Annotated in this window: 21 protein-coding genes and 1 other RNA gene; 14 read left to right on the top strand and 8 right to left on the bottom strand. The window is 71.1% G+C overall.

The window, feature by feature from the left end; all coding sequences use genetic code 11:
- The first annotated feature begins 46 nt into the window (after window positions 1–46).
- Window positions 47–1,660 (top strand): non-homologous end-joining DNA ligase, encoded by a 1,614-nt coding sequence (gene ligD, locus ACFQU3_RS05490; RefSeq protein WP_385907563.1) that lies wholly within the window; start codon window positions 47–49, stop codon window positions 1,658–1,660.
- 21 nt (window positions 1,661–1,681) lie between these two features.
- Here ligD and ACFQU3_RS05495 read toward each other — a convergent pair whose 3' ends face one another.
- Window positions 1,682–2,878 carry an MFS transporter gene (locus ACFQU3_RS05495; protein WP_385907564.1) on the bottom strand — a complete coding sequence of 399 codons (1,197 nt, stop codon included), beginning with the start codon at window positions 2,876–2,878 and terminating at the stop codon, window positions 1,682–1,684.
- 53 nt (window positions 2,879–2,931) lie between these two features.
- Here ACFQU3_RS05495 and ACFQU3_RS05500 point away from each other — a divergent pair, with 53 nt between their 5' ends.
- A complete protein-coding gene (locus tag ACFQU3_RS05500; protein ID WP_385907566.1) occupies window positions 2,932–3,777 on the top strand; it encodes a winged helix-turn-helix transcriptional regulator in 846 nt (281 codons plus the stop codon).
- 7 nt (window positions 3,778–3,784) lie between these two features.
- Here the strand turns inward: ACFQU3_RS05500 and ACFQU3_RS05505 are convergent, their stop codons facing one another.
- Both ACFQU3_RS05505 and ACFQU3_RS05510 read right to left on the bottom strand, forming a co-directional pair.
- Window positions 3,785–4,360, bottom strand: coding sequence for a hypothetical protein (locus tag ACFQU3_RS05505; protein WP_385907568.1), 576 nt, complete (start codon window positions 4,358–4,360; stop codon window positions 3,785–3,787).
- Window positions 4,361–4,480: 120 nt separating this feature from the next.
- Window positions 4,481–7,855, bottom strand: a complete 3,375-nt coding sequence (locus ACFQU3_RS05510) for a pyruvate carboxylase (RefSeq protein ID WP_385907570.1) — start codon at window positions 7,853–7,855, stop codon at window positions 4,481–4,483.
- 295 nt (window positions 7,856–8,150) lie between these two features.
- Between ACFQU3_RS05510 and ssrA the strand changes: the two genes are divergently transcribed.
- Together ssrA and ACFQU3_RS05520 are read left to right on the top strand one after the other, a co-directional pair.
- Window positions 8,151–8,517, top strand: a transfer-messenger RNA (tmRNA) gene (ssrA, locus tag ACFQU3_RS05515).
- Window positions 8,518–8,656: 139 nt separating this feature from the next.
- Complete coding sequence (locus tag ACFQU3_RS05520; protein WP_385907572.1) at window positions 8,657–9,142, top strand: GNAT family N-acetyltransferase; 486 nt, start codon at window positions 8,657–8,659, stop codon at window positions 9,140–9,142.
- A gap of 30 nt (window positions 9,143–9,172) precedes the next feature.
- On the opposite strand, the gene trxA is transcribed toward ACFQU3_RS05520, so the two are convergent.
- Both trxA and ACFQU3_RS05530 read right to left on the bottom strand, forming a co-directional pair.
- Window positions 9,173–9,571 carry a thioredoxin gene (trxA, locus tag ACFQU3_RS05525; RefSeq protein ID WP_385907574.1) on the bottom strand — a complete coding sequence of 133 codons (399 nt, stop codon included), beginning with the start codon at window positions 9,569–9,571 and terminating at the stop codon, window positions 9,173–9,175.
- Between the two features lie 81 nt (window positions 9,572–9,652).
- A complete protein-coding gene (locus ACFQU3_RS05530) occupies window positions 9,653–10,276 on the bottom strand; it encodes an SIMPL domain-containing protein (protein WP_385907576.1) in 624 nt (207 codons plus the stop codon).
- A gap of 70 nt (window positions 10,277–10,346) precedes the next feature.
- Here ACFQU3_RS05530 and ACFQU3_RS05535 point away from each other — a divergent pair, with 70 nt between their 5' ends.
- From ACFQU3_RS05535 to ACFQU3_RS05570, 8 genes are all read left to right on the top strand, one after another.
- Window positions 10,347–10,706: a VanZ family protein gene (locus tag ACFQU3_RS05535; protein WP_385907578.1), complete on the top strand. Its 360-nt coding sequence runs from the start codon at window positions 10,347–10,349 to the stop codon at window positions 10,704–10,706.
- A 287-nt stretch (window positions 10,707–10,993) separates the two neighbouring features.
- A complete protein-coding gene (locus tag ACFQU3_RS05540) occupies window positions 10,994–13,270 on the top strand; it encodes a DEAD/DEAH box helicase (protein ID WP_385907580.1) in 2,277 nt (758 codons plus the stop codon).
- 29 nt (window positions 13,271–13,299) lie between these two features.
- A complete protein-coding gene (locus tag ACFQU3_RS05545) occupies window positions 13,300–13,860 on the top strand; it encodes a YqgE/AlgH family protein (protein WP_385907582.1) in 561 nt (186 codons plus the stop codon).
- 10 nt (window positions 13,861–13,870) lie between these two features.
- Window positions 13,871–14,722: a glutamate racemase gene (locus ACFQU3_RS05550; RefSeq protein WP_385907584.1), complete on the top strand. Its 852-nt coding sequence runs from the start codon at window positions 13,871–13,873 to the stop codon at window positions 14,720–14,722.
- Complete coding sequence (locus ACFQU3_RS05555; RefSeq protein ID WP_385907585.1) at window positions 14,719–15,060, top strand: DUF3039 domain-containing protein; 342 nt, start codon at window positions 14,719–14,721, stop codon at window positions 15,058–15,060. Before ACFQU3_RS05550 ends, ACFQU3_RS05555 begins: the two co-directional genes overlap by 4 nt.
- A gap of 143 nt (window positions 15,061–15,203) precedes the next feature.
- Entirely contained in the window at window positions 15,204–16,169 is a 966-nt protein-coding gene (locus ACFQU3_RS05560) for a zinc metalloprotease (protein WP_385907587.1), read from the top strand.
- 139 nt (window positions 16,170–16,308) lie between these two features.
- Complete coding sequence (locus ACFQU3_RS05565; protein WP_385907589.1) at window positions 16,309–18,069, top strand: DEAD/DEAH box helicase; 1,761 nt, start codon at window positions 16,309–16,311, stop codon at window positions 18,067–18,069.
- Between the two features lie 137 nt (window positions 18,070–18,206).
- Window positions 18,207–20,057 (top strand): bifunctional metallophosphatase/5'-nucleotidase, encoded by a 1,851-nt coding sequence (locus ACFQU3_RS05570; protein ID WP_385907591.1) that lies wholly within the window; start codon window positions 18,207–18,209, stop codon window positions 20,055–20,057.
- Between the two features lie 99 nt (window positions 20,058–20,156).
- On the opposite strand, the gene ACFQU3_RS05575 is transcribed toward ACFQU3_RS05570, so the two are convergent.
- The 3 genes from ACFQU3_RS05575 to ACFQU3_RS05585 all read right to left on the bottom strand — a co-directional run bounded on the left by ACFQU3_RS05575 (window position 20,157) and on the right by ACFQU3_RS05585 (window position 23,389).
- Window positions 20,157–21,077, bottom strand: coding sequence for an aminoglycoside phosphotransferase family protein (locus tag ACFQU3_RS05575; protein ID WP_385907593.1), 921 nt, complete (start codon window positions 21,075–21,077; stop codon window positions 20,157–20,159).
- 404 nt (window positions 21,078–21,481) lie between these two features.
- The gene (locus ACFQU3_RS05580) at window positions 21,482–22,792 is read right to left on the bottom strand and encodes an alpha-amylase family glycosyl hydrolase (protein ID WP_385907595.1); all 1,311 of its coding nucleotides are present in this window, start codon (window positions 22,790–22,792) and stop codon (window positions 21,482–21,484) included.
- 87 nt (window positions 22,793–22,879) lie between these two features.
- Window positions 22,880–23,389: an Lrp/AsnC family transcriptional regulator gene (locus ACFQU3_RS05585; protein WP_385907597.1), complete on the bottom strand. Its 510-nt coding sequence runs from the start codon at window positions 23,387–23,389 to the stop codon at window positions 22,880–22,882.
- A gap of 108 nt (window positions 23,390–23,497) precedes the next feature.
- Here ACFQU3_RS05585 and hppD point away from each other — a divergent pair, with 108 nt between their 5' ends.
- Window positions 23,498–24,730: a 4-hydroxyphenylpyruvate dioxygenase gene (gene hppD, locus ACFQU3_RS05590; protein ID WP_385907599.1), complete on the top strand. Its 1,233-nt coding sequence runs from the start codon at window positions 23,498–23,500 to the stop codon at window positions 24,728–24,730.
- Between the two features lie 57 nt (window positions 24,731–24,787).
- Window positions 24,788–25,606, top strand: coding sequence for an RDD family protein (locus ACFQU3_RS05595; RefSeq protein ID WP_385907601.1), 819 nt, complete (start codon window positions 24,788–24,790; stop codon window positions 25,604–25,606).
- Window positions 25,607–25,617 lie beyond the last annotated feature (11 nt).

The following is a 25,617-nucleotide window of genomic DNA, read 5'->3' on the forward strand; positions in this document are numbered from 1 at the left end:
CAGGCGCCGCACGAGCGCCGGCCGGCGGACCGGGTATGCGCTGGACATGGCGAAGGCCAAGACGTCCGACCCGCTCGAGCCCTACCGGCAGAAGCGTGACTTCTCGCGCACGGCCGAGCCGGTGGGCCGCGTCCCGGTCACGGAGGCCGACGGGCGGCGCCGCTTCGTCGTGCAACGACATCGTGCACGGCGGTTGCACTATGACTTCCGACTCGAGATCGACGGTGTCCTCGTCAGCTGGGCGGTGCCGAAGGGCCCGACCCTCGACCCGGACGTGCGACGGCTCGCCGTGCACGTCGAGGACCACCCGCTCGAGTACGAGTGGTTCGAGGGGATCATCCCCTCCGGGGAGTACGGCGGCGGGGACGTCATCGTGTGGGACCGCGGCACGTGGGAGCCGCACGGCACGGACGATCCCGGCCGCGCCGTCCGGGACGGCGAGCTCCATTTCGACCTGACGGGCGAGCGGCTGCTCGGGCGCTTCGCGCTCGTGCGAAGCGGCCAGTCGGCATCGAGCTCGGCCAAGGAGCAGTGGCTGCTCGTGCACAAGCACGACAGGTATGCGAAGAAGGGGTGGGACCCCGAGTCGCTCGACACCTCGGTCATGAGCGGTCGGACGAACGATGAGGTCAAGGCGGCGCCGGACGCCGTGTGGCACTCCGACGAGCCACCGTCCGAGGCCGCGCACCCGGTGCAGGGGGCGACGGGGCGGCCGCTGTCGGACGAGGAGCTCGACGAGCTCGCGGGACTGGGCGCGGAAGGCCGCTGGAGCGTCTTCGGCCGGACGCTGCGCGTCACGAACCTCGACAAGGTGCTCTTCCCCGGTCGGAGCGGAGAGCGCGCTGTGACCAAGCGCGAGCTCCTCGCGTACACGGCGCGGATCGCGCCGGTGCTGCTGCCGTACCTGCGCGGCAGAGCTCTCAACCTCCATCGGTACCCGGACGGAGCCGATGCGAAGGGGTTCTGGCACAAAGAGGTTCCCGAACGTGCCCCGGCGTGGCTGCCCCGCTGGGACAACCCGGACGCTGACCCCGGGGAGACGCGGACGTACCTCGTGGTGGACGAGCCCGCCGCGCTCGTCTGGGCGGCCGGGTTCGGCGCGCTCGAGTGGCATCCCTGGACGTCGCCCACGCGCGCACCGCAGTGCCCCGACTACGCCCTCTTCGATATCGACCCCGGGCAGCAGACGTCGTGGCCCGAGGTCCTGGAGCTCGCGCGGCTGCACCGCACCGCCTTCGAGCACCTTGGGATCAGGGCCTACCCCAAGCTGACGGGCCGCCGGAGGCTGCAGGTGTGGGTCCCGATCAGCTCGGGCCCTGGCTTCGACGAGACGCGCGAGTGGGTGGAGCGTGTGTCGAGAACCGTCGGAGCGGTCCTTCCGGAGCTCGTGAGCTGGAAGTGGCAGAAGAGCCAGCGCGGCGGTCGCGCTCGTCTGGACTACACCCAGAACGCCGTGAACAAGACGCTCGTGGCCCCGTACAGTCCGCGCCCGGCTCCCGGGGCGCCGGTCTCGGCGCCCATCACGTGGGAAGAGCTCGACGATCCTGACCTACGCCCTGACCGGTACACGATCCGGACTGTGCTCGAGCGACTCGAGGAGCGAGGCGACGTGTTCCGTGGGGTGCTCGCGCACGACCAGGTCCTGCCACGCGTCACGTGAGCGACGCCCGGGTCGCGTCGGCTACCGCCGCAGCGTGGCGCCGACGCGATCGCTCGCTGGCGAGGCGACCCGCGCGGACGCGAGCGCGAGCACGGCTCCGACGCCGGCCACGACGCCACAGAGCGGCCAGAGCAGACCCGGCTGGGCGGCATACACGATGCCGCCCAGCGGAGCCGACAGCATCGTGCCGCTCGTCGCGGCACCGGTGTAGAGCCCTTGGTACTGCCCGAGGAGGTGGGCCGGGGCGGCGTCGAGGACGTATGCCGTCGCCGTCGTCTTGTAGAGGATTTCGCCGGCGGTGAGGACGACCATGGCCACGACGGCGGTGACTGCGACGCCGAGCCACGTCAGGCCGAAGACGACGAACCCGACTGCCACCAAGGCGTATCCGGACGCGATGATCGGGATGGCCGGTCCGTGGCGCAACCACAGGGCAACCGGGATCTCGAGCGCGAGGATCAGGCCGGAGCCGATCGCGATCAGTGCCGTGTAGAGGGCGAGCGGCTGGCCGTGGTCGCGCAGGTGGAGCGGCAGGGTCGAGTAGAGCTGCCGGTAGACGAGGTCGACGAGGACGACCCCGGGCAGGAGCAGCCACAGCGACCGGTCCGCCCGGACGGCACGCCACAGGCCGGCCGGGGCATCGGGCTCCCGGGTGACCGGGGCCTCGTCGGGCAGAAAGCGCGACGTGACGTGGCGCAGCACCAGCGTGAGGACGCCGTCGACGACGAAGAGCGTGTCGTAGCCGCGCGCCGCGAGCAGGGCCCCGATCGGCGGCCCGATGACGAAGCCGGCGTTCGAGGCGGCACGGCTCACCGCGACCGAGGACCGTCGCGAGCCCGACGGCACGGCGAGAGCCGCGAGGGCGCCCTGGCTGAGCGAGGCCACGGCGCCGAGGTAGCCCGTCAGGGGCATGGTCACCGCCAGCAACCAGACCGGCTGCCAGGGGATGAGCATCGTGACGACGCCGACGGCGCTCGCGGTGAGGAGGAGAACGCGCCGGTGGCCGTACCGGTCGCCGAAGCGCCCCCCGGTGACGTTGCCGAGCAGTGCGCCCACGCCGTTCGACCCGGCGACCACGCCGGCGGGCACGACGCCGAGCCCGCGCGGACCCGTCAGGTACAGGACGAGGAACAGCATGAGGAAGGAGCTGGCCGAGCTGACGAACCGACCTGCAGCCAGCACCCAGACGACTCGCGGCAGGGCTCGCAGATCTCGCACACGGTCATCACACCACAGTGAGTCTCTTTTGGAAACTCAGTTACGATGAGCCCATGACGAGGCGACCGGCCCGTCCCGACGACCCCTGCGGCATCGCGCAGGCCGTCGGGGTCCTCGGCGACCCGTGGAGCCTGCTCGTGCTGAGGGACGTCGCGGGAGGCCGCACCCGGTTCGACCAGCTCGTGGCCGAGACCGGCATCTCGCGCAAGGTCCTCAGCCAACGGCTCGATGCCCTGTTGGTCGACCGACTGCTCGAGCGGCGCGCCTACTCCGAGCGGCCGCCGCGGCACGAGTACGTCCTCACCGAGCTCGGTCGCGGAGCGCTGCCGGTGCTCAGCGCCCTCCAGGAGTTCGGCGACACCTGGCTGCTCGGCGACGGCCTGCCCAGGGCGGATGCCGACGCCGGCTCGAACGAGGTGGCACGCGTGAGAGCGCTTGTCGGAGAAGCCGTCCCGCAGCTGCATGGTCTCGATCCCGTCGCCGACCGCCCGCTCACTGTCGTCTACTGCTACCCGGGCAACGCGTTCCCGGGAGCCGAGGAGATCCCCGGCGGTGTCGGCTGCACCCTCGAGTCGTGCACCTACCGCGACCGGCTCGGCGAGTTCGCGGACCTCGGGGCGGCCGTCGTCGGGGTCTCGACCCAGCGCCCAAAGGAGCAGAGGGTCTTCGCCGAGGCGAACGGCATCCGCTTCCCGCTCGTCTCCGACGCCGACCTCGAACTGGCGACCGCGCTGCGCCTGCCGACGTTCCGGGTGGGCGGCACGACGCGGCTCAAGCGGCAGACGCTCGTCGTCGACCGTGACCGGGTCGTGCGGGCCACGCTCTTCCCGATCCCCGACGTCACGGGCTCCGTCGAGGACGCCCTCCGGCTCGTGCGCGAGCTCGCACCCGGCAGGTGACCGGCACCTAGCGCGCGCGTCGCAGCGTGCCGCTGAGGCTGCCGTCGTAACCGGTGCGGTAGGCGAGCACGTCGTCGCCGAGGACGAAGTAGTCCCCGCCGGGCCGCAGCTCGCACGACGCCGAGCTGCCGTCGCCGAACGAGCCGGTCGCGAACTCGAAGGACGGTCCGTCGCCGACGCGGACGAGGCTGATGTTGCCGACGCACGGGAGCAGGTCGCTCGTGAGTGTGCCGCACGCCTCGCCTTCCGCGCAGGTGCTCGTGACGACGAGCGTCAGGGTGAACGGCCTCGAACCAGCACGTGCGGGGCCGGTCCACGTGCCGGTGAGCTGCTCGAGCAGTGTCGACCGTGGTGCGGGCACCGGGGCAGGGGCAGGCGTCGGGCCGGCGCCGGACCCGGTCAGCGACGACGCGCCGACCGCCTGCTGGGGCGAGCCCGCGGGCGGGACGAAGTGCGTCACGAGGGTGGCGGCCGCGGTGATCCCGGCAGCGCCGAGTGCCGTGACGGCCGCCCAACCCGTCACGCTGAGCCCGCCACGGGCCTTCGTCGCCGACGGTCCGGCCGGCTCTTCGAGATCGCCCATGAGGCACCCGCTCTGACTGCCCGAGGACAGAGAGCCTAGCGAGGCCGGGGTGGGCGCCACAGGAGAACGGGGCATGTGCCGCCCGACCCCGGACGGCATACGTGCCCCGGGTGTCGTCGGTCAGCTGATGACGACGAGCAGGTCACCGCCCTCGACCTGCTGGTGCGTGCCGATGGCGACGCGCGAGACGGTGCCGCCCGTCGGGCTCGTGATGTTGGCCTCCATCTTCATGGCCTCGATCGTCGCGACCACGCCGCCGGCCTCGACCGTGTCGCCCTCGGCCACGGCGAGGGTCACGACGCCTGCGAACGGGGCGGCGACGTGACCGGCCGCGCCAGGGTCGGCCTTCTCGGCGGACTTCACGTCGGCCTCGACGGAGCGGTCCCGCACCTGGATCGGACGGAACTGTCCGTTGAGCGTGCACATGACGGTTCGCATGCCCTTGGAGTCGGCTTCACCGACCGACTGGACACCGATGAGCAGCCGCTTGCCCTGCTCGATCTCGACCTCGTACTCCTCGCCCTGCTCGAGGCCGTGGAGGAACTCGACCGTGCCGAGAACCGACAGGTCGCCGTAGGACTCGCGCGAGCTCTCGAACTCCTTCGTCGGGCCGGGGAAGAGCAGCTGGTTGAGGGTGCGGCGCGGCTGCTCGACGAGAGCCTGCTCCTGCTCGGCCGTCAGCTCGGTGAGGCGTGGCCTGGACTGGCGGCCGGCGAGGGCCTTGGTGCGGAACGGCTCGGGCCAGCCACCGGGCGGGTCGCCGAGCTCGCCGTTGAGGAAGCCGATGACCGAGTCGGGGATGTCGTACTTCTGCGGGTCGTGCTCGAAGTCGTCGGGGTCGGCGCCGGCGCCGACGAGCGCGAGGGCGAGGTCGCCGACGACCTTCGAGCTCGGCGTCACCTTGACGACGTTGCCGAGGATCCGGTTGGCCGCGGCGTACATGTCCTCGATCGCCTCGAAGCGGTCACCGAGACCGAGCGCGATGGCCTGCTGGCGCAGGTTGCTCAGCTGGCCACCGGGGATCTCGTGGAAGTACACCCGGCCCGTGGGCGAGTCGAGTCCCGACTCGAACGGCTTGTAGAGGTGGCGCACGGCCTCCCAGTAGGGCTCGAGCGCGAACACGTTGCCGATGTCCAGCCCGGTCGGTCGCTCGGTGTCGTCGGTCGCGGCGACGAGCGCCGAGAGCGAGGGCTGGCTCGTCGTGCCGGCCATCGTCGCCGTCGCGGCGTCGACGGCGTCGACACCTGCGCCGATGGCGGCGAGCAGGGTGCCGATCTGACCCCCTGCGGTGTCGTGGGTGTGCAGGTGCACCGGCAGGTCGAAACGCTCGCGCAGGGCCGTGACGAGGCGCGCGGCGGCAGGCGCCCGGAGCAGCCCGGCCATGTCCTTGATCGCGAGGACGTGCGCGCCGGTGCCGACGATCTGCTCGGCGAGGCGCAGGTAGTAGTCGAGCGTGTACAGCTTCTCGCTGGGCGACATGAGGTTGCCCGTGTAGCAGAGCGCGACCTCGGCGACCTTGGTGTTGGTCCCCAGCACCGCCTCGACCGCCGGGCGCATCTGGGACACGTCGTTGAGCGAGTCGAAGATGCGGAAGATGTCGAGCCCGGTCTCGGCGGCCTCGCGCACGAAGGCGTCGGTCACGGCCGTCGGGTACGGCGTGTAGCCGACGGTGTTGCGACCGCGCAGCAGCATCTGGAGCGGGATGTTCGGCATCGCCTCGCGCAGAGCGGCAAGGCGCTCCCAGGGGTCCTCGGCGAGGAAGCGCAGAGCGACGTCGTAGGTCGCCCCGCCCCAGGCCTCCATGGACAGCAGCTGCGGAGTCAGGTACGACACGTGCCTGGCGACGTGAAGCAGGTCGCGCGTGCGCATGCGCGTCGCGAGGAGCGACTGGTGCGCGTCGCGGAACGTCGTGTCGGTGACCGCGACGTCGTTCTGCGCCCGCAGTGCGCGGGCGAACCCGGCCGGTCCCTGCGCGAGGAGACGGTCGCGGGCGCCCTCGGGTACGGCGGCGTTCGGCAGGGCTGGCAGCTTGGAACGGGGTCGGACGCGGGTCGTGACCGGCCCGTTCGGCTGGTTGACGGTCAGGTCGGCGAGGTAGGTGAGCAGCTTCGTCGCACGGTCCGCACTGACCCTGGCCGAGAGCAGCTCGGGTCGCTCGTCGATGAACGACGTCGTGGCGAGCCCCTGCTGGAAGACCGGGTCGGCGAGCACCGCCTCGAGGAAGGGGATGTTGGTCGAGACACCACGGATGCGGAACTCCGCCAGCGCTCGCTGGGCTCGACGCACCGCGATCGGGAAGGTCATGCCCCGGCAGGTGAGCTTGACGAGCATCGAGTCGAAGTGGGCGCTGATCTCGGCGCCGACGAAGACCGTGCCGCCGTCGAGCCGCACGCCGCTGCCGCCCGCCGAGCGGTAGACGGTGATCGTGCCGGCGTCCGGACGGAACCCGTTGGCGGGGTCCTCCGTGGTGATCCGGCACTGCATGGCGAAGCCCTTGGTGCGGATGTCCTCCTGCCGCAGGCCCATCGACGCGAACGTCTCGCCCGACGCGATCTGCATCTGCGTGACGACGAGGTCGATGTCGGTGACCTCCTCGGTCACCGTGTGCTCCACCTGGATGCGCGGGTTCATCTCGATGAAGACGTAGCGGCCGTCCTCGCCGAGGAGGAACTCGACGGTCCCGGCGTTGACGTAGCCGATCGACCGGGCGAACGCGACGGCGTCGGCGCACATCCGGTCTCGGATCCCGGCGTCGAGGTTGGGCGCCGGCGCGATCTCGACGACCTTCTGGTGGCGGCGCTGGAGCGAGCAGTCACGCTCGAAGAGGTGAAGCACCTCGCCGGTGCGGTCGGCGAGCACCTGGACCTCGATGTGCCGCGGGTTGACCACGGCCTCCTCGAGGTAGAGCGTCGGGTCGCCGAAGGCTGACTCGGCCTCGCGCTGTGCGGCCTCGAGGGCCTCGCGCAGGGCCTCCTTCGTCTCGACGCGGCGCATGCCGCGGCCGCCGCCACCGCTGACCGCCTTGACGAAGACGGGGAAGCCGATGTCGTCTGCCGCGGCCTGGAGTGCGTCGAGGTCGGTGCCGGGCTCGGAGCCGCGCAGCGTCGGCAGCCCCGCGTCGCGCGCGGCCGCGATGGCGCGCGCCTTGTTGCCGGTGAGGTGGAGCACGGAGGCCGGCGGGCCGACGAACGTGATGCCGGCGGCGTCGCACGCCTCGGCGAGGAGCGGGTTCTCCGAGAGGAAGCCGTAGCCGGGGTAGACGGCGTCGGCGCCCGCGGCGACGGCCTGCGCGACGATCGCCTCGTGGTCGAGGTAGGCGCGGACGGGGTGGCCCGGCTCGCCGATCTGGTACGCCTCGTCGGCCTTGAGGCGGTGCTCGCTCTTGCGGTCCTCGTACGGGAACACGGCGACCGTGCGGGCTCCGAGCTCGGTCGCGGCCCGGAAGGCGCGGACGGCGATCTCGCCTCGGTTGGCGACGAGAACCTTGCGGAACATCGGACCTCCAGGGTGTGGGGGCGACTGCGTGCGCGGTCGTGGTCGGCGTCGACCACGGTGGGCAGCCTAGTGGCGGCCTCACGCAGCCCGGTTCCGTGTCCCGATCGCGGGACGGCGCTCGACGGCCGCGTGCCGACCGCGTGCCGGCCGCGCGGCGGGCAACGCGACGGGGCATCGCGACGTGGAGCGCGACGGGAATGGCTTGGACCGTCCGAGCGTTCCTCCTGCATACTGATGGCTCCACCTCGGTGGACCGCAGGATGACAACTCAACAGCGTGACGTGGACACCCCCATGGGGGTGATCGGTTTCGACGGTGGTCGACACACCAGGGGAAGCGGGTCGAGGATGCAGGGTTATCTCGTAAACGCTCCTTGCAAAACAATAGGTGCCAACTCCAAGCGCACCGACTTCGCCCTCGCCGCCTGAGCGAGCCTCGAAGTCCGTCAGCCTGAGCTAGTTCCCGACTCAGTGCCTGGCGTCAGCTAGGGGACTTGCTGCGCAGTCATGTTGAGGGGCTGCGCGGGACTCTTACTCAACTGGGCCTGTCAGGGGACGTGTGCGTGCGAGCCCTGGGGCCGAGAAAAGCCGTAGCGCACTGCACCCGGAGAAGCCCTGGTTTCTCGTCATCGGACGCGGGTTCAATTCCCGCCACCTCCACCACTTCGTGGTGGCCACGTCACGCTGTCGTCGTCAGCAGGAGGGCGTCCCGTTCGCGGGGCGCCCTCCTGGCGTATGCCGTGTGCTCCCGGGCCGCGGACGTGCGTGTCGCCGACCCGGCGCGTCGCGCTAGGTTCGGCGCGTGACACCGACGGTTCGAGTGGTCGAGGCCGGCGCCGAGTTCGAGGCGTGGCCCGCGGTGCTGGGGCTCATCCGGGGCGCCTTCGCCTCGATGGACGGTGTCATCGACCCGCCGTCGTCGGCGCACCGCCTCACCGCGGAGTCGCTGGCCGACAAGGCCCGCGTCGAGACGTGCCTGCTCGCCCTCGACGGCGGGCGGCTCGTCGGCTGCTGCTTCGTGCGCCGCGAGAGCGAAGCCCTCTACCTCGGCAAGCTCGCGGTCGACGAGGCAGCCCGCGGTCGCGGCGTCGGCCGCGCCCTGCTCGCGGTCGTCGAGGAGCGGGCCCGCGAGCTCGGCGTGAGCCGGTTGCGCCTCGAGACCCGGGTCGAGCTCGTCGGCAACCATGCGACGTTCGCGGCGTGGGGGTTCGTGCGGACGGCGGTCAACAGCCACGAGGGCTACACGCGGCCGACGTCGGTGGAGATGACGAAGCACCTGCCCGTGTGAGAGGGCAGGTGCTGCGTGGTGCGCGGAGGGTCAGGCCTGCTCGGCCGAGGCGGAGCCGGCACCAGCGGCCTCCGCGGCCATCTGCTCCTTGATCGGAGCCATGTCGAGCGCCTTGACCTGCTCGATGACGTCCTGCAGGGCCGACTGCGGGAGGGCGCCGGGCTGGGCGAAGACGAGCACGCCCTCCTTGAACGCCATGAGCGTCGGGATCGAGGTGATGTTGGCGGCCGAGGCGAGCGCCTGCTCCGCCTCCGTGTCGACCTTGCCGAACACGATGCCGTCGTTCTCGCCCTTGCTCGATGCGGCGTCGTAGACCGGGGCGAACTGGCGACACGGGCCGCACCAGGAGGCCCAGAAGTCGACCAGGACGATGTCGTTGTCGAGAACGGTCTTCTCGAAGGACTGCGCGGTCAGGTCAGTGGTAGCCATGTCTCTCCCAACGGTTCGGGTGCGGCAGCTATTCCGGTCCGGGCGTGCGTGCCCGGTCACGGCCGGCACGGCGCGCGCCGCTCAGAGCAGCTGCCAGGTCACCGTGACGTTCGCGCCGAGATCGAGGTCGCCACCCTCGACCGGCATGCCGCCGGCGGAGTCCGCGGCCATCGCCATCTGCCTCATCCCGCGTCCCTGCAGCGGCACCGCGCCGGCCTCGGCCACCCCGAGCACCGCACCCAGCTCCGCTCCGGACAGCGCGGCATACTGCTGGGCCTTGTCGCGGGCGTCGGCGAACGCCGAGTCGCGTGCCCGGCGCAGCCCGTCCGAGCGGTCGGAGACGTCGAGACGCACCGAGTCGACGAGCAGCGCGTTGCCGACAGCCCCGGCGGCGGCCGCGAGGATCTCGCCGACCAGCTGCAGGTGGTGCACCGTCACGGCGAGCCGCTGCTGCGCCGTGAAGCCGACGGCCACGCCGGTGTTGTCCCAGCGTTGGTTGACGCCGGCGTCGAGCGTGCGGATGTCGGCGTCTGCGACGCCGTGGTCGCGCACGACGGCCCCGACCTTCGTGACGCCTTCGGTGGCTCCGGCAAGGGCCGCGGCGACGTCGTCGGCGTCGTGCCCGACCCGCAGGTCGAGCCGCACGACGTCGGGGGAGACCGAAGCCCGACCACTGCCGTTGACGGTCACGGTGCGCTTGGCCATGGGGTTCCTCTCGTCATGGCCCGGGACGCGTCGTCGGGGCCTCATCGCAACCTACCTAGACTGCAGTGTCATGACGAGCCTGCGAGAGCGCCCCGTCGGCGGCCCCGTCGGGTTCGCCGTCGTCGCGGTGGTCGTGCAGCTGCTCGTCCTCTACTGGCCCGTCGTCACCGTGGACGTGCCCGTGAGCTGGACCGACAAGGTCGTCCACCTCGTCGTCTTCGCCGTGCCCACGTATGCCGTGGCGCGCGCCCTCGGGTCCGTGCGGACCGCCGTCCTCGTCTTCGCGTTGCACGCGCCGCTGAGCGAGGCCGCGCAGCATTTTCTGCTGCCCGGGCGCTCCGGCGACGCATGGGACGTCGTGGTCGACCTCACGGGTGTGGCGCTCGGGGCAGCGGCCCTCGTGGTCGGGCCGCTCCTTCGTCGCTGGTAGACTTTCGTCATCCGACTCCGAGGTCTCCTCGGATCACGACGGGGGAGATGGCGCCGGTGATGCCCGGTGGGCAGGCTCCTCCGACGAGGTGACACCCCACCGGAAGCCCGTGCCAGAAGGCGTGGCCCGGCACCGACGCGGAGCGGATCCGATCACCGGACGGCACAGATGCCGGGCACCGGTACACATGGGGCGCACACAGCTGCGCCTGAGGCTCGTCTGCATGGTCGTGTTTGTGACTCACGGCTCGAGGCGAAGTCTGCTCGAGTCAAGAGAGTTGAACACGTATGCCCAAGCACACCCCCTCCGGCGCGCCCAAGAAGGCCCGCTGGACCACCGAGAAGAAGTCGGCGGCCGCCAAGAAGCCGCACCGCGGCCAGAAGCCCGGCGCGGCCGGCAAGAGCTCCCGCCCCGCGTCGTCGAGCACGACGCACGTCGGCGGCCGCGAGTGGCGCGGACCGCGTGACGAGCACCGCTCGTCCGACCGCCGTGACGACCGCCGTGACGACCGTCGCGACGACCGTGGTGGCTACCAGCGCCGCGACGACCGCGGCGACCGGGGCTTCCAGCGCCGCGACGACCGCCCGTCGTTCGAGCGCCGTGACGACCGGGGCGAGCGTCGCTCCTTCGACCGTCCCTCGGCCGACCGTCGTGACGACCGCGGCGACCGGGGCTTCCAGCGCCGCGAGGACCGCCCGTCGTTCGAGCGCCGTGACGACCGGGGCGAGCGTCGCTCCTTCGACCGTCCCTCGGCCGACCGTCGTGACGACCGCGGTGACCGTGGCTTCCAGCGCCGCGACGACCGCCCGTCGTTCGAGCGCCGTGACGACCGGGGCGAGCGTCGCTCCTTCGACCGTCCCTCGGCCGACCGTCGTGACGACCGCGGTGACCGTGGCTTCCAGCGCCGCGACGACCGTGGCTTCCAGCGCCGCGACGACCGCCCGTCGTTCGAGCGCCGTGACGACCGCGGTGACCGTGGCTTCCAGCGCCGCGACGACCGCCCGTCCTTCGACCGTCCGCGCTTCGAGCGCGACGCCGACCGCTTCGCGGACCGGGCGCCCGTCAGCTTCGAGGACGCCGAGGCCGAGCGCATGGACGCCGACAACTGGACCAAGGCGACCCGCGCCGACGTGTCCGACGGACCGGTCGAGGTGGCGCCCGACAACGGCTTCGCGGCCCTCGGCCTGCCCGAGCGGATCGTCGAGCGCCTGGCGCGGGAGGGCATCACCTCGCCCTTCCCGATCCAGACCGCGACGATTCCCGACGCACTGGCGGGCAAGGACGTCCTCGGCCGCGGCCAGACCGGCTCCGGCAAGACGCTCGCGTTCGGCCTGCCGGTCATCACGCGCCTGCTCGAGGCCCAGGCTCCGCGCAACCCGCGTCGTCCGCACGCGCTGATCCTCACGCCGACGCGTGAGCTCGCGATGCAGATCTCCGATGCGCTCGAGCCGCTCGTGCACGTCGTCGGACTCCGCCACAAGCTCGTCGCCGGTGGCCTCAGCTACACGACGCAGATCAACGCTCTCAACAAGGGCGTCGACATCCTCATCGCGACGCCGGGCCGCCTCAACGACCTGCTCGAGCGCGGCGCCGTCGAGATGGACGACATCGCGATCACGGTCCTCGACGAGGCCGACCACATGGCCGAGATGGGCTTCATGGCCGAGATCACGACCACCCTCGACCGGATCCCCGCCGACGGCCAGCGCCTGCTGTTCTCCGCGACGCTCGACCGCGGCATCGACGCCCTCGTCGAGAAGTACCTCACCGACCCCGTGACCCACTCAACGAACGACGCGACCGCGTCGGTCGAGGGGATGGACCACCACGTGCTCCTCATCGACCCGCAGCACAAGAAGGTCATCACGGCCGAGGTCGCCAACCGCGACGGGCGCACCGTCGTGTTCTGCCGCACCAAGCTCGGCGCCGACCGCATCGCGCTGCAGCTGCGCGAGCAGGGCGTCATGGCGGCCGCGCTCCACGGCGGGCTCAACCAGGGTGCGCGCAACCGCGTCCTCGGCGCGTTCCGTGACGGCACGCTGCCGGTCCTCGTCGCCACGGACGTCGCCGCCCGCGGCATCCACGTCGACGACGTGTCGGTCGTGCTGCAGGTCGACCCGCCGGCCGACCACAAGGACTACCTGCACCGTTCGGGCCGCACGGCCCGCGCCGGTGACAAGGGCACCGTCGTGACCCTGGCGCTGCCGCACCAGCGCCGCACGATGGAGCGCCAGCTCAAGGACGCCGGCCTCGAGATCTCGCCCGTCCGGGCCACGCCCGGCGACGCGACCATCGCGGCCACCGGTGCCTCGACCCCCAGCGGCGTCGCGATCGCCGAGGACGAGTTCCAGCGCCTCATCGCCGGCCCGAAGCAGCACCGTCGCGGCCCGGCCGGCGCGCGTGGCCCGCGGCAGGGTTCGCGTGGCGGTTTCCGGCCGCACCACGGCGGCGGTCGTGACGACCGTCGCGATGACCGTCGTGGACACCGCAACGACCGCGGTGACGGCCTCGTCTCCCGGTGGGGCGACGACGACCGTGGGGCACGCCGGGGCGCTCGCTTCTGAGACGATGCCGGTGTGGAAGGCTGGGGCCCGTGAGCTCGACGTTCCACACCGGCCGCCTCCTCGTGGCGACCCCGTCCGTCGGGGGCGACGTGTTCCACCGCTCCGTCGTCCTGCTGCTCCACCACGACGACGGTGGTGCCCAGGGTGTCGTGCTCAACAAGCCCCTGTCGGCGCAGGTGGACTCGGTCCTGCCGGGCTGGCAGCGGGTCGTCACCGCGCCGCACGTCCTCTTCCAGGGCGGGCCGGTGTCGACGTCGTCCGCGCTCGGCATCGTCACCGTGCCGGGTGACGAGCCCGAGCCTCTGGGAGTCAAGCGTCTCTTCGGATCGATCGGCCTCGTGGACCTCGACGTGCCGACCCCCGTCGTGGCTGCAGAGCTCGCCGGACTTCGGATCTTCGCCGGCTACTCCGGCTGGGAGTCCGGCCAGCTCGAGAACGAGATCCTGCGCGGCGACTGGTACGTCGTCGACGCCGAGGTGCGTGACGCGTTCACCCCCGAGCCCGAACGTCTGTGGCACCAGGTGCTCCGTCGCCAGCGCGACAGCCTCGCCTACGTCGCGAACTTCCCCGACGACCCGTCGATGAACTGAGGTGGACGTCGTGGACGCCGCGCGCGGCGAGGGCGGTGCTGACGAGCCGAGGGCCGAGGCCTCGCAGTCGACCAGGCGAGTTGCCTTCGTCGACAGCGGTCTCGGTCTCCTCGGCTACGCCGACGCCCTGCACACCCTGCGCCCGGACCTCGGGCTGGTCCTGTCGCTCGACCCCGACAACATGCCCTACGGGCCGCGCACGCCCGGCGAGGTGCAACGGCTCATCCTCGCCTCGGCCCGAGCGACCTTGCCCTACCGGCCCGACGCCATCGTCGTCGCCTGCAACACCGCCTCGGTGCACGGGCTCGACGCGCTGCGGGCCGAGCTCGAGCCCGGCGTGCCCGTCGTCGGCACCGTGCCCGCCATCCGGCCGGCCGCCGCCGGCGGTGGGCCCGTCGCCGTCTGGGCGACCGCGGCCACGACGTCGAGCGACTACCTGCGTGGCCTCGTGGACGCCTTCGCTGCCGACGTCGAGACGTATCCGGTCGCGGCCCTCGGCCTCGCAGAGGCCATCGAGTCGGGCGACGACCGGTCCATCGACGACTGCATCGCGTACGCCGCGTCGCACACCCCCGCCGGAGTGCGTGCGCTGGTGCTCGGCTGCACCCACTACGGACTCGTCGTCGACCGGGTCGTCGCTGCCCTGGGCGACGGTGTCACCGTGTTCGACTCACCGGTCGCGGTGGCCCGCCAGACGCTGCGACGCATCGGTCTCGAGCCCGACCCGTCGGTGCCCGAGGCCGGCGTCGACGCGGTCCTGATGAGCGGCAGAGCCGGTCCTCTGCCTACCTCGTGGGGGGCCTTCCCGGCGGGCGAGCGGCTCCTTCGGAGCGCGGCAGGGCGGCATACACTCTCGTCATGAGCACGATGCCTCCCGACCCTTTCGAGCCCGAGCCGCAGCCGCTGCGTCGCACGAGCACGGCCACGATCGAGCGTGAAGAGGTCCGCGAGGAGCTCCAGGAGCCGGGCGACCACGAGCGCTTCTCGCACTACGTGCGCAAGGAGAAGATCCTCGAGAGCGCACTGTCGGGTGAGCCGGTCGTCGCGCTCTGCGGCAAGATCTGGGTCCCCAACCGCGACCCGCAGAAGTTCCCCGTGTGCCCCGTGTGCAAGGAGATCTACGACGGTCTCCGCGAGCCGCAGGACGGCGGCGGTGGCGACAACGGCGGCGGCAGCGGTGGTGGTGGCGCGGGGTCCTGACGGACTCCTGAGGCGGTGGCCGCGCGACCTGTCTTTCCTGACGGGTTCTTTACCCGGCTGGGCGCCGCCATGGTCTTCGCGTACCTACAGTCGCTGGGGTCGACGCCCGATCGGGGGTCGCGTGGATCGAGAAAGGTCACCCCATGAAGCTTCGCTCCCTGATGCTCGCGGCGCCGCTCGCGCTCGTTGCGGCCTCGCTCACGGCGCCGGCCCACGCCGCGCCCGTGCGCGACGACCACGGCTCCGCCCCGTGCGTCGACCCGCACGAGGTGGGCGCCGTCGGTGCCCGCGGTGCGCACGGCACGGCCAAGGACCCGCACGAGCTGACCGAGGCGCAGGTCCGCGCCCAGGAGGCAGCCCTCACTCGGGCGCTCGCGGCCAAGGGCCTGACGCGCGACTCGTCGGGCAAGGTCGTCAGGGACGGCGCGAAGGGCAAGCCCGGCACGGGGGCGTTCGTGCCCACGACGGTCAAGGTCTACTGGCACACCATCACGAACGGGACGCAGGGGGCCGTCAGCAGCAGCACGATCAGCAGCCAGGTCAACGTCCTCAACAACGCGTATGCGGGCACCGGCCTCAGCTTCTCGCTCGCCGGCACCGACTCGACGAGCAACGCCTCGTGGTACACCGTGACTCCTGGCTCGTCCGCGGAGCGCAGCATGAAGTCGACCCTGCGCAAGGGCACGATGGCCGACCTCAACCTCTACTCGGCCAATATCGGCCAGGGCCTGCTCGGCTGGGCGACGTTCCCCAAGAGCAGCTACGACGTCATGGACGGCGTCGTCGTCCTCACCGCTTCGCTCCCCGGCGGCAGCGCAGCGAACTACAACCAGGGCGACACCGCGACGCACGAGGTCGGCCACTGGGTGGGGCTCTACCACACCTTCCAGGGGGGCTGTAAGGGCAACGGCGACTACGTCAGCGACACCCCGGCCGAGGCCAGCCCCGCCTACCAGTGCCCGACGGGTCGCGACACGTGCACGAGCCCCGGCCTCGACCCGATCAAGAACTTCATGGACTACACCTACGACTCGTGCATGAACACCTTCACCGCGGGGCAGGTCACGCGCATGCAGGCCCAGTGGACGGCCTACCGCGCCGGCAGCTGACCCCGCACCCGGCTGACCGGGCTGCGAATCCCGCTCTGCGGCATACGAACTGAGGAGCCATACCAAACGAACCGGGGCCCCGCCAACTTGGCGGGGCCTCGGCATGTCGCCGGAGGCGACCGGATACCGTGGGCGGCCTATGAGTTCAGGGGCCGCCTTCCACCTCCCACCCGCCTTTCCGGAGCGGGCGGCCTGGGGTACCGCCAGCAAGCTGCGCGCCTGGCAGCAGGAGGCCCTCGACCTCTACCTGGCCAAGTCGCCGCGCGACTTCCTCGCCGTCGCGACGCCGGGCGCCGGCAAGACGACGTACGCCCTTCGGGTGGCCACCGAGCTGCTGGGGGCCGGCATCGTGCAGCGCGTCACGGTCGTCGCCCCGACCGAGCACCTCAAGACCCAGTGGGCCGACGCGGCCGCGCGCGTCGGCATCAGCCTCGACCCGAAGTTCAGCAACAGCGTCGGCCGGCACAGCGAGGACTACCACGGTGTCGCCGTGACGTATGCCCAGGTCGCCTCCCGCCCGACCCTCCACCGCGAGCTGACCACCTCGCGCCCGACGCTCGTCATCCTCGACGAGGTCCATCACGGTGGCGACAGCAAGAGCTGGGGCGACGGCATCCGCGAGGCGTTCGAGCCCGCCGCCCGCCGTCTCAGCCTCACGGGTACGCCGTTCCGCTCGGACACCTCGCCCATCCCGTTCGTCACGTACGAGCTCGACGCCGAAGGCACGCTCGTCAGCTCGTCCGACTACACGTACGGCTATGCCGAGGCCCTGCGCGACAGCGTCGTGCGCCCGGTCCTCTTCATGGCGTACGGCGGCAGCATGCGGTGGCGCACCAAGGCCGGCGACGAGCTCGAGGCGCGCCTCGGCGAGCCGATGACGAAGGACTTCGTGGCGCATGCGTGGCGCACGGCGCTCGACCCCAAGGGCGAGTGGATCCCGGCCGTTCTCGCCGCCGCCGACCGGCGCCTCACCGAGGTCCGCCGCCACGTCGAGGACGCGGGCGGGCTCGTCATCGCCTCCAACCAGACCCAGGCGAGGGCGTATGCCGCCATCCTGCGTCAGCTGACCGGCGAGGCTCCCACCGTGGTGCTCTCCGACGACCTGGGGGCGAGCAAGCGCATCGAGGACTTCGGCGCGAGCGACGAGCGGTGGATGGTCGCCGTGCGCATGGTGTCCGAGGGCGTGGACGTGCCGCGCCTGTGCGTCGGTGTCTACGCGACGTCGACGTCGACGCCCCTCTTCTTCGCCCAGGCCGTCGGGCGTTTCGTGCGTGCCCGCAAGCGCGGGGAGACGGCCTCGGTCTTCCTCCCGTCGGTGCCCGTCGTGCTCGACCACGCGTCGCGGCTCGAGGAGCAGCGCGACCACGCGCTCGACCGCAAGCCCAACCCCGACGACATCGGACAGATGTGGGCGGAGGAGCAGGCGCTCATCGACGAGGCCAACCGCGACGCGAAGGCGGGGGCCGGGCTCGACGAGGGCGCGTTCGAGGCGCTCGAGTCCGACGCGCACTTCGACCACGTCCTGTTCGACAAGCAGCAGTGGGGCATGCACGCCCAGATCGGCTCCGAGGCCGAGGAGGAGTACCTCGGCCTGCCCGGTCTGCTCGAGCCCGACCAGGTCTCAGCGCTCCTGCGCGAGCGGCAGAGCCGTCAGGTCAGGAAGGCACCCAAGGGCGCCGAGGCGCCGATGCCGGTCGCGGCCCACCGGGCTCTCGCCGCACAGCGCAAGGAGCTCAACAAGCTCGTCTCGACGTACGCACGGCAGAAGGGTCTGCCGCACGCCAACGTCCACATGGACCTGCGTCGCGTCTGCGGCGGGCCCGACCTCGCAGCCGCGTCCTCCGACCAGGTCTCCGACCGCATCGACAAGATCCGGCTGTGGCTCGTGGGCCGTCGCTGACGGTTGACGATCCCGTCCCTCTCTGGCCCCATTCGCCCCGAGATGTCGGGTTAGGGTCATGCCTTGCGCCTCGGGGGCGAGCCGCGCAGCTGTGAACGGGACTGCTCCGATCGAGCACCTGACGGACGAAGGACGACATGAGCACTGACTCCACCCCAGACCCTCTCGGCTCCGCCGCGACGCGCCGCCAGCTGCTGGCCCTCGCCGCGGTCGGCGGTGCCGGCCTCGCCACGGCCGGCACCGCAACCTCGGCCTTCGCCGCACCGGCCGCCACCGGTCCCGGCAGCAACGCTGAGGTGGTTCGCCTGACCGTGCTCGGCACGACCGACCTGCACGGCAACGTCTTCAACTGGGACTACTTCAAGAACGCCGAGTTCACCGACTCCGGCAACAACGACATCGGCGTCGCCAAGGCGAGCTCGATCATCAAGGCCCGCCGGGCCGAGGTCGGCGCCGCGACGACGATCACCCTCGACGCGGGCGACACGATCCAGGGCACGCCGCTCGCGTACTACTACGCCAAGATCGACCCGATCACGGGCGGCTCGACCCACCCGATGGCGGCAGCCATGAACGAGGTCGGCTATGACGCCGCCGCCCTCGGCAACCACGAGTTCAACTACGGCCTGGACACCCTGCGTGCGTTCGAGAAGCAGTGCACCTTCCCGCTCCTGTCGGCCAACTCCGTCGACTGGAACACCGGCGCCCCGGTCTTCAAGCCATGGGTCATCCGGACCGTCAAGCTGCCCGACACCAAGGCGATCAAGGTCGGCATCCTCGGCCTCGTCACGCCGGGTGTCGCGATCTGGGACAAGGCCAACGTCGAGGGCAAGGTGAGGTTCCCGGGCATCGTCGAGCAGGCGAAGGTCATGGTGCCGCGCCTCAAGGCCGCGGGCGCCGACGTCGTCATCGTCTCGTGCCACTCGGGCACCAACGGCCAGTCCTCGTGGGGCGACGCGCTGCCCTACGTCGAGAACGCGAGCGTCATCCTCGCCGAGGAGGTCCCCGGCATCGACGCCATCCTCGTGGGCCACGCCCATGTGGAGGTCGCCGAGCGCAAGGTCACCAACACGGTCACCGGCCAGCAGGTGCTCCTCTCCGAGCCGCTGTTCTGGGGCAAGCGCGTCACCGAGATGTCGCTCGACGTGCAGAAGGTCCGTGGCGAGTGGAAGGTCGTGGCGTCCTCGGCGTTGCTCTACAACTCGAACGTGGCGCCCGAGGACCCGGCCGTCGTCGCGGCGGTGAAGGCCGCGCACGAGAAGGTGCTCGGCTACGTCAACGGAGTCATCGGCACGTGCACCCAGGCGATGTCGGCGGCGACCTCACGCTACGAGGACACCCCGGCGATGGACTTCATCAACCACGTCCAGGCGGATGCCGTCAAGGCCGCGCTCGCGGGGACGCCCGAGGCCTCGCTCCCGGTGTTGTCGATCGCCGCGCCCTTCAACGCGCTCGCGGCGATCCCGCAGGGCGACGTGACGATCCGCGACGTGGCGGGGCTCTACATCTACGACAACACGCTGCTCGGCATCGTCCTGACGGGTTCGCAGGTCAAGGACTACCTCGAGAAGAGCGCGAGCTACTTCAGGCAGGTCAGTGGCACCGGGCCGTTCGCGGCCGCCGACGTGACCAACGCCAACGGCACGCCCGACTACAACTACGACATCATGGGCGGCCTCGACGCCGACCTGACCTATGACATCGACATCGCCAAGCCGACGGGCTCACGCATCGTCGGCCTGTCGTATGCCGGGTCGCCGGTCGCGCCGGATGCACGGTTCGTCATCGCCATCAACAACTACCGCCAGTCCGGTGGCGGCGGCTTCCCGCACGTGAGCTCGGCACCGGTGGTCTACAACCGGCAGATCGAGATCCGCCAGATGCTCATCGACTGGGCGACGGTCAACAGGGTCATCGACCCGGCAGCCTTCACGAGCCTCGACTGGAAGCTCGTCAGCGGCGGTAGCCCGGTCACCGTCACGGGCTGACTGGCCGACCCGGGGCCGCGCCCCGTACCTGTGCACACGGTTCGATCCGGCGACCTTTCGCCGGATCGAACCGTGTCTGCGCGATCGGACGCGCACGCCTCAGCTCGGCGCGTGGGCGAGGACCTGTTGCAGACGGCGCAGGCACTCGTCGACGAACGCCGGGTAGGTGACCCAGTAGTACGGGACGCCGCTGACCCCGACAGCGAGGGCCCAGGCCCGCGCACGCTGCCAGGTGAGATCGTCGAGCTCGAGGGCCTCGCGGTAGGCGTCGCGGGCGGTTGCCGGGAGGTCCCACAGGGGCGCGTGCTCGGCGTCCGGGTGCCCGACCGAGAGGCCGCCGAAGTCGATGACCGCCGCGAGCCGGCCCCCGCTCACGAGCAGGTTCGTCGGCTTGAGGTCGCTGTGCAGCCACACGTGGTCCGAGGCAGGCGCCGGCAACGTGAGCGCGTGCTGCCACAGCTCCTCGAGCCTGTTCACGTCGAGGTCGAGGCCCTCGAGCTCCACGAGGCCACGGCAGCCGTCCAGCGACCGGCGCACGAAGTCGTCGATGTCGACGGGGGCGCCGCCGCGGTACGAGCTCAGGTCGCCGGTCCGCTGCGCGCCCATGAGGTCGACCGACTGCAGGGCCGCGACGAAGCCCGCGAGGTCGCGGCCCAGCGCGTCCCAGTCGTCGACCGTGTCCTCCCGCACCTCGTCTCCCTCGATCCACCGGTAGACCGACCACGGGAGCGGGTAGCCCGGACCTGCACGGCCCTGGTGGACCGGCTCGGGTACGGCCACCGGCAGGTGGGGCGCGAGCCGGGGAAGCCAGCGTTGCTCCTTCGCCACCGCACCCGCCGTCCCGGGCGTGCGCGGGAGCCGGAGGAGCAGGTCGTCGCCGAGCCGGTACAGGCTGTTGTCCGTGCCCGCCCCGGCCGGGGCCAGCTCCAGCTCCGCCCACTGCGGACACTGGTCGCGCAGCAGGTCTCGGATGGCGCGCTCGGCCAGGGCCACCTCGTCGTCGTGCAGGCTCGACGTCACGTCCCGAACCCTTCAGCAGACGGGCGCCCGACGCCAGTGGATATCGACGACTCCGGGCCCTCGCCCGCGCCGAGTGGCACCGCGCAGGAGCGTCCAGCCGGTTGGGAGGACAGCGGGACGCTCCTGGCGAGCCGACCGACGGGGTGGGGACGTCGGCGCAGAGGCGTACCCGCCGGGACAGGGGAGCACCGACGGGTACGCACCTCCATCTTCTCGGATCAGGGCCTGGCGCGTCCCCCCTTTCGGCGTGAATGCGTCATGATTCGAGACCTCGATCGTCTACCAGGTGACGGCAGCAGACCTCAGTGCCGTCTGGGGCCTCGGGTTGCTCGTGGAGGGGTGCCCGAGGCCCCGCCGTCACGGCCTCAGTCCCCGCCGTGTGGCTGCGCCGTCAGTCCCCGCCGTCAGTCCCCGACGAGCACCTGGTGCCCCCACGCCGCGAGCGTGTACTCCTGGCCCCGAGCGAGCTCGACGGGCTCGTCGGTGACGGCGTCGCGCCACGTCCCGGCCTGAGGTCCCTCGCCGAGCACCACCGTGCGCTCCTCGGGCGAGAAGTTGAAGGCGGCGAAGACGCGGTCGTCGCCGACGGCGCGCACGAAGGCGAGGACGGCCTCCTCGGCCGAGTTCGGCACCCGGACCATCCGACCGCCGGCGGCGCCGTTCCACAGGGCGGGGTGCTGCTTCTTGAGCCTCAGCAGCCGGCGGTACAGCTCACCCTGCTCGTCCTCGCGCCACTCGATGTCGTCCTTGTCGAAGAAGGCAAGGCGGCGGTCCTGGCCCGCCTCCTGCCCGTTGTAGATGAGGGGCACGCCCTCGCTGACGACGGACAGCACGATGGCCGGCACGAGCGCATCGCCGAACTGCTCGTACTCGGTGCCCTCCCAGGCGTTCTTGTCGTGGTTGCTGACGAAGAGCATGCGGTAGGCGTCGCGCTGGTAGAAGCGGTCGTTCCAGGCGTAGTAGACCTTGAGCGCCTCGACGTCGGCCGTGCCCTGCGCGATCTTGTGCAGGGCCTCGTTCCAGCTCCAGCCGTACGTCATGTCGAAGGCCCGCACGTGCAGGTCGCGCGACTCCCACTCGCCGAGCATGAAGACCGGCTTGATCTCGTCGAGCTCCCGGCGGACGTTGTCCCAGAAGTCGACGGGCACGAATCCGGCCACGTCACAACGGAACCCGTCGACGTCGGCCTCTCGGACCCAGTACTTCATGGCGTCGGTCATGTACTCGCGCAGTCCCGGCTCTGAGTAGTCGAGGTCGATGATGTCGTCCCAGTCCCACCACGGTGTCGGGCGGAAGTCGCCCTTCCAGTCGCGGGCGTACCACTCCGGATGCTCGTCGACGAGGGGGTTGTCCCACGCCGTGTGGTTCGCGACCCAGTCGAGGATGACGTGCAGGCCGAGGTGGTGCGCCGTGGCCACGAAGTGGCGAAGGTCCTCGAGCGTCCCGAACTCGGGGTTGACCGCGTAGTAGTCCTTGACGGCATACGGGCTGCCGAGACGGCCCTTGCGGTTGCGCTCGCCGATCGGGTGCACCGGCATCAGCCACACGATGTCGATGCCGAGGTCGCGCAGCCTCGGCAGGTGCGCCTCGGCCGCCCGGAAGGTTCCCTCGGGCGTGAAGTGGCGCTGGTTGACCTGGTAGATCGCCGCGCTGCGGCTCCACTCGGGGTGGGTCACCTCGATCTCGGGCCTCGGCAGGTACGGGCTGGTGGTCACGGGCGGCTCCTGGTCGGGGTCGAGGGCTCGGGTGTCTGGGTCCGGTGGGCGAGTGCGCCCGTTGCGGCTGGGTCGAGCGTGTCAACGTCACGAGGAGGCGTCGAGGAGGTGCTCGACGAGCGGGATGGTGCGGTGGTCGAGCCGCGTGGCGAGCGAGATCACGGTGGATGCCCGCGTCACGTGCGCGTCGTCGACGACCTGGTCGATGACGCGCTGGAGGTCGGCGTTGTCGCGCCCGACGATCCGGATGAGCACGTCACCCGAGCCGGTGATCGTGTGGGCCTCGAGCACCTCGGGAATCGCCGCGAGGTGCTCGACGACGGGGGAGTGTCCTCCGCGGCCCTGCCGGATCTCGAGCGTGCAGAACGCCGTCACCGGGTAGCCGAGGGCGGCCGGGTCGACGTCGGGAGCCATCGACCGGAGCACGCCCGTGCGCTGGAGCCGGTCGAGCCGGGCCTGCACGGTGCCGCGTGCCACGCCGAGGCGACGGGACGCACCGAGCACGCCGACGCCGGGCTCGGAGAGCAGTAGGAGCAGGATGCGGCAGTCGAGCGCGTCGACGGGCGCGCGGGTTGCTGGCGAGACGGGCAGGCTCATGGACAAAGTGTCCAGTACGAAAGGGCATACGGCCAGCACTTTGTGCATGCTGCTCAACCAAGGGAGGCCCTGTTGCACACCCGCGTCGCGTGGTTCACCCTCACTTCCATGACTGACACGATGCCGTCTCAGACCCCCGACCTCACCGACCAGGAGCGTGAGGCAGACCTCGACCTCGAGCAGCTCAAGCAGCTCGTGGGTCTCGTCGAGTACGACGAGAACACCGACGTCTTCCCTGTGACCGGCTGGGACGCGATCGTCTTCGTCGTCGGCAACGCCACGCAGAGCGCGCACTACTACCAGAGCGCGTGGGGGATGGAGCTCGTCGCCTACTCCGGCCCCGAGAACGGCAACCGCGACCACAAGTCGTTCGTCCTCAAGAGCGGGTCGATCCGTTTCGTCATCAAGGGCGCCGTCGACCCGGACAGCCCGCTCGCCGACCACCACCGCCGCCACGGCGACGGTGTCGTCGACATCGCCCTCGAGGTGCCCGACGTCGACAGGTGCATCGCGCAGGCGCGGGCTGCGGGCGCGACCGTGCTGCAGGAGCCGGCCGACCACACCGACGAGCACGGCACCGTGCGCACGGCCGCGATCGCGACGTACGGCGAGACCCGCCACACCCTCGTCCAGCGCAGCGTCGGCGGCCAGACGTATGCCGGCCCGTACCTCCCCGGCTACGTGACCACCTCGTCCGCGTGGGTGAGGCGCGACGGCCAGCCCAAGCGCCTCTTCCAGGCGCTCGACCACATCGTCGGCAACGTCGAGCTCGGCCACATGGACGAGTGGGTCGCCTTCTACAACCGCGTCATGGGCTTCGTGAACATGGCCGAGTTCATCGGCGACGACATCGCGACCGACTACTCCGCCCTCATGAGCAAGGTCGTCGCCAACGGCAACCACCGCGTCAAGTTCCCGCTCAACGAGCCTGCCGTCGCGAAGCGGAAGAGCCAGATCGACGAGTACCTCGAGTTCTACCGTGGTGCCGGCGCCCAGCACCTGGCCGTCGCGACGAACGACATCCTCGGGTCGGTGGATGCCCTGCGCGCCAACGGTGTCGAGTTCCTCGAGACGCCCGACAGCTACTACGAGGACCCTGAGCTGCGCGAGCGCATCGGCAACGTGCGCGTGCCGATCGAGGAGCTGCAGAGGCGCAAGATCCTCGTCGACCGCGACGAGGACGGCTACCTGCTCCAGATCTTCACCAAGCCGCTGGGCGACCGCCCGACCGTCTTCTTCGAGCTCATCGAACGGCACGGCTCCCTCGGCTTCGGCAAGGGCAACTTCAAGGCGCTCTTCGAGGCCATCGAGCGCGAGCAGGACAAGCGCGGCAACCTCTGAGCGCGTGAGCCGCCACGCCTCGGCCGAAGAGCCGCCGCCACATGGGAGAGTTGGGGCATGAGCCAGCAGCCCTCCGGGTGGTACGACGACCCGAGCAACCCCGACATGCTCCGCTACTGGGACGGCGTCACGTGGACCAACCACACCGCGCCGCGGAAGTCGCCGACGGCGTCGCAGAGCACGATCGGACTGCCGCAGCAGAGCCAGCCGGGACAGGTACCGCCCGACCGCACGGGTGCGGGCGCCCCGACGCCGACGACCCCGATGCCTCAGGGCAGCGGCTGGCAGAGCCAGTCGCAGGCACCGCAGCAGTACTACCAGCAGGCACCGGCGAGCGCCCAGTGGATGCACAACATCCGCGTGACCGCCGACGGCGTGCCGCTCGCGAGCTGGGGCAAGCGGTTCGGTGCGTGGATCCTCGACGGGATCATCCTCGCCGTCGTCGGCGGCATCATCGGGTGGATGGCCACCCCTCGCCTCGGCGGGCTCTTCGACGAGATGATGACCGCCGCCCAGGCCGGCAACCAGGCGCGGCTCGTGGAGATCCAGAACGAGATGACCGGGCCCGCCGTCCAGTTCTCCATCGTCCTGTGGCTCGTCACGTCCGCGTACTGCCTCATCTTCTGGACCACGACCGGTCAGACGCCGGGCAAGATGGCCCTCGGGATCAGTGTGCGCCGCGCCGACCAGCCGGGCCCGCTGCCGCTCGGCACGGCCGTGCTGCGCCGGCTCGTGCCGCTGGCGAGCCAGGTCGTCCCGTTCCTGTCGCTCCTCGACGGCCTCTGGCCCCTGTGGGACGACAAGCGCCAGGCCCTGCACGACAAGGTCGCGAAGACCCAGGTGGTCGAGGGCAAGCAGCCCCGCAGCCAGGGCTGAGCCGCCCCGTC

Origin of the sequence: Terrabacter sp. GCM10028922 (genome assembly GCF_042666095.1) — a bacterium.
Taxonomy (GTDB): domain Bacteria; phylum Actinomycetota; class Actinomycetes; order Actinomycetales; family Dermatophilaceae; genus Terrabacter.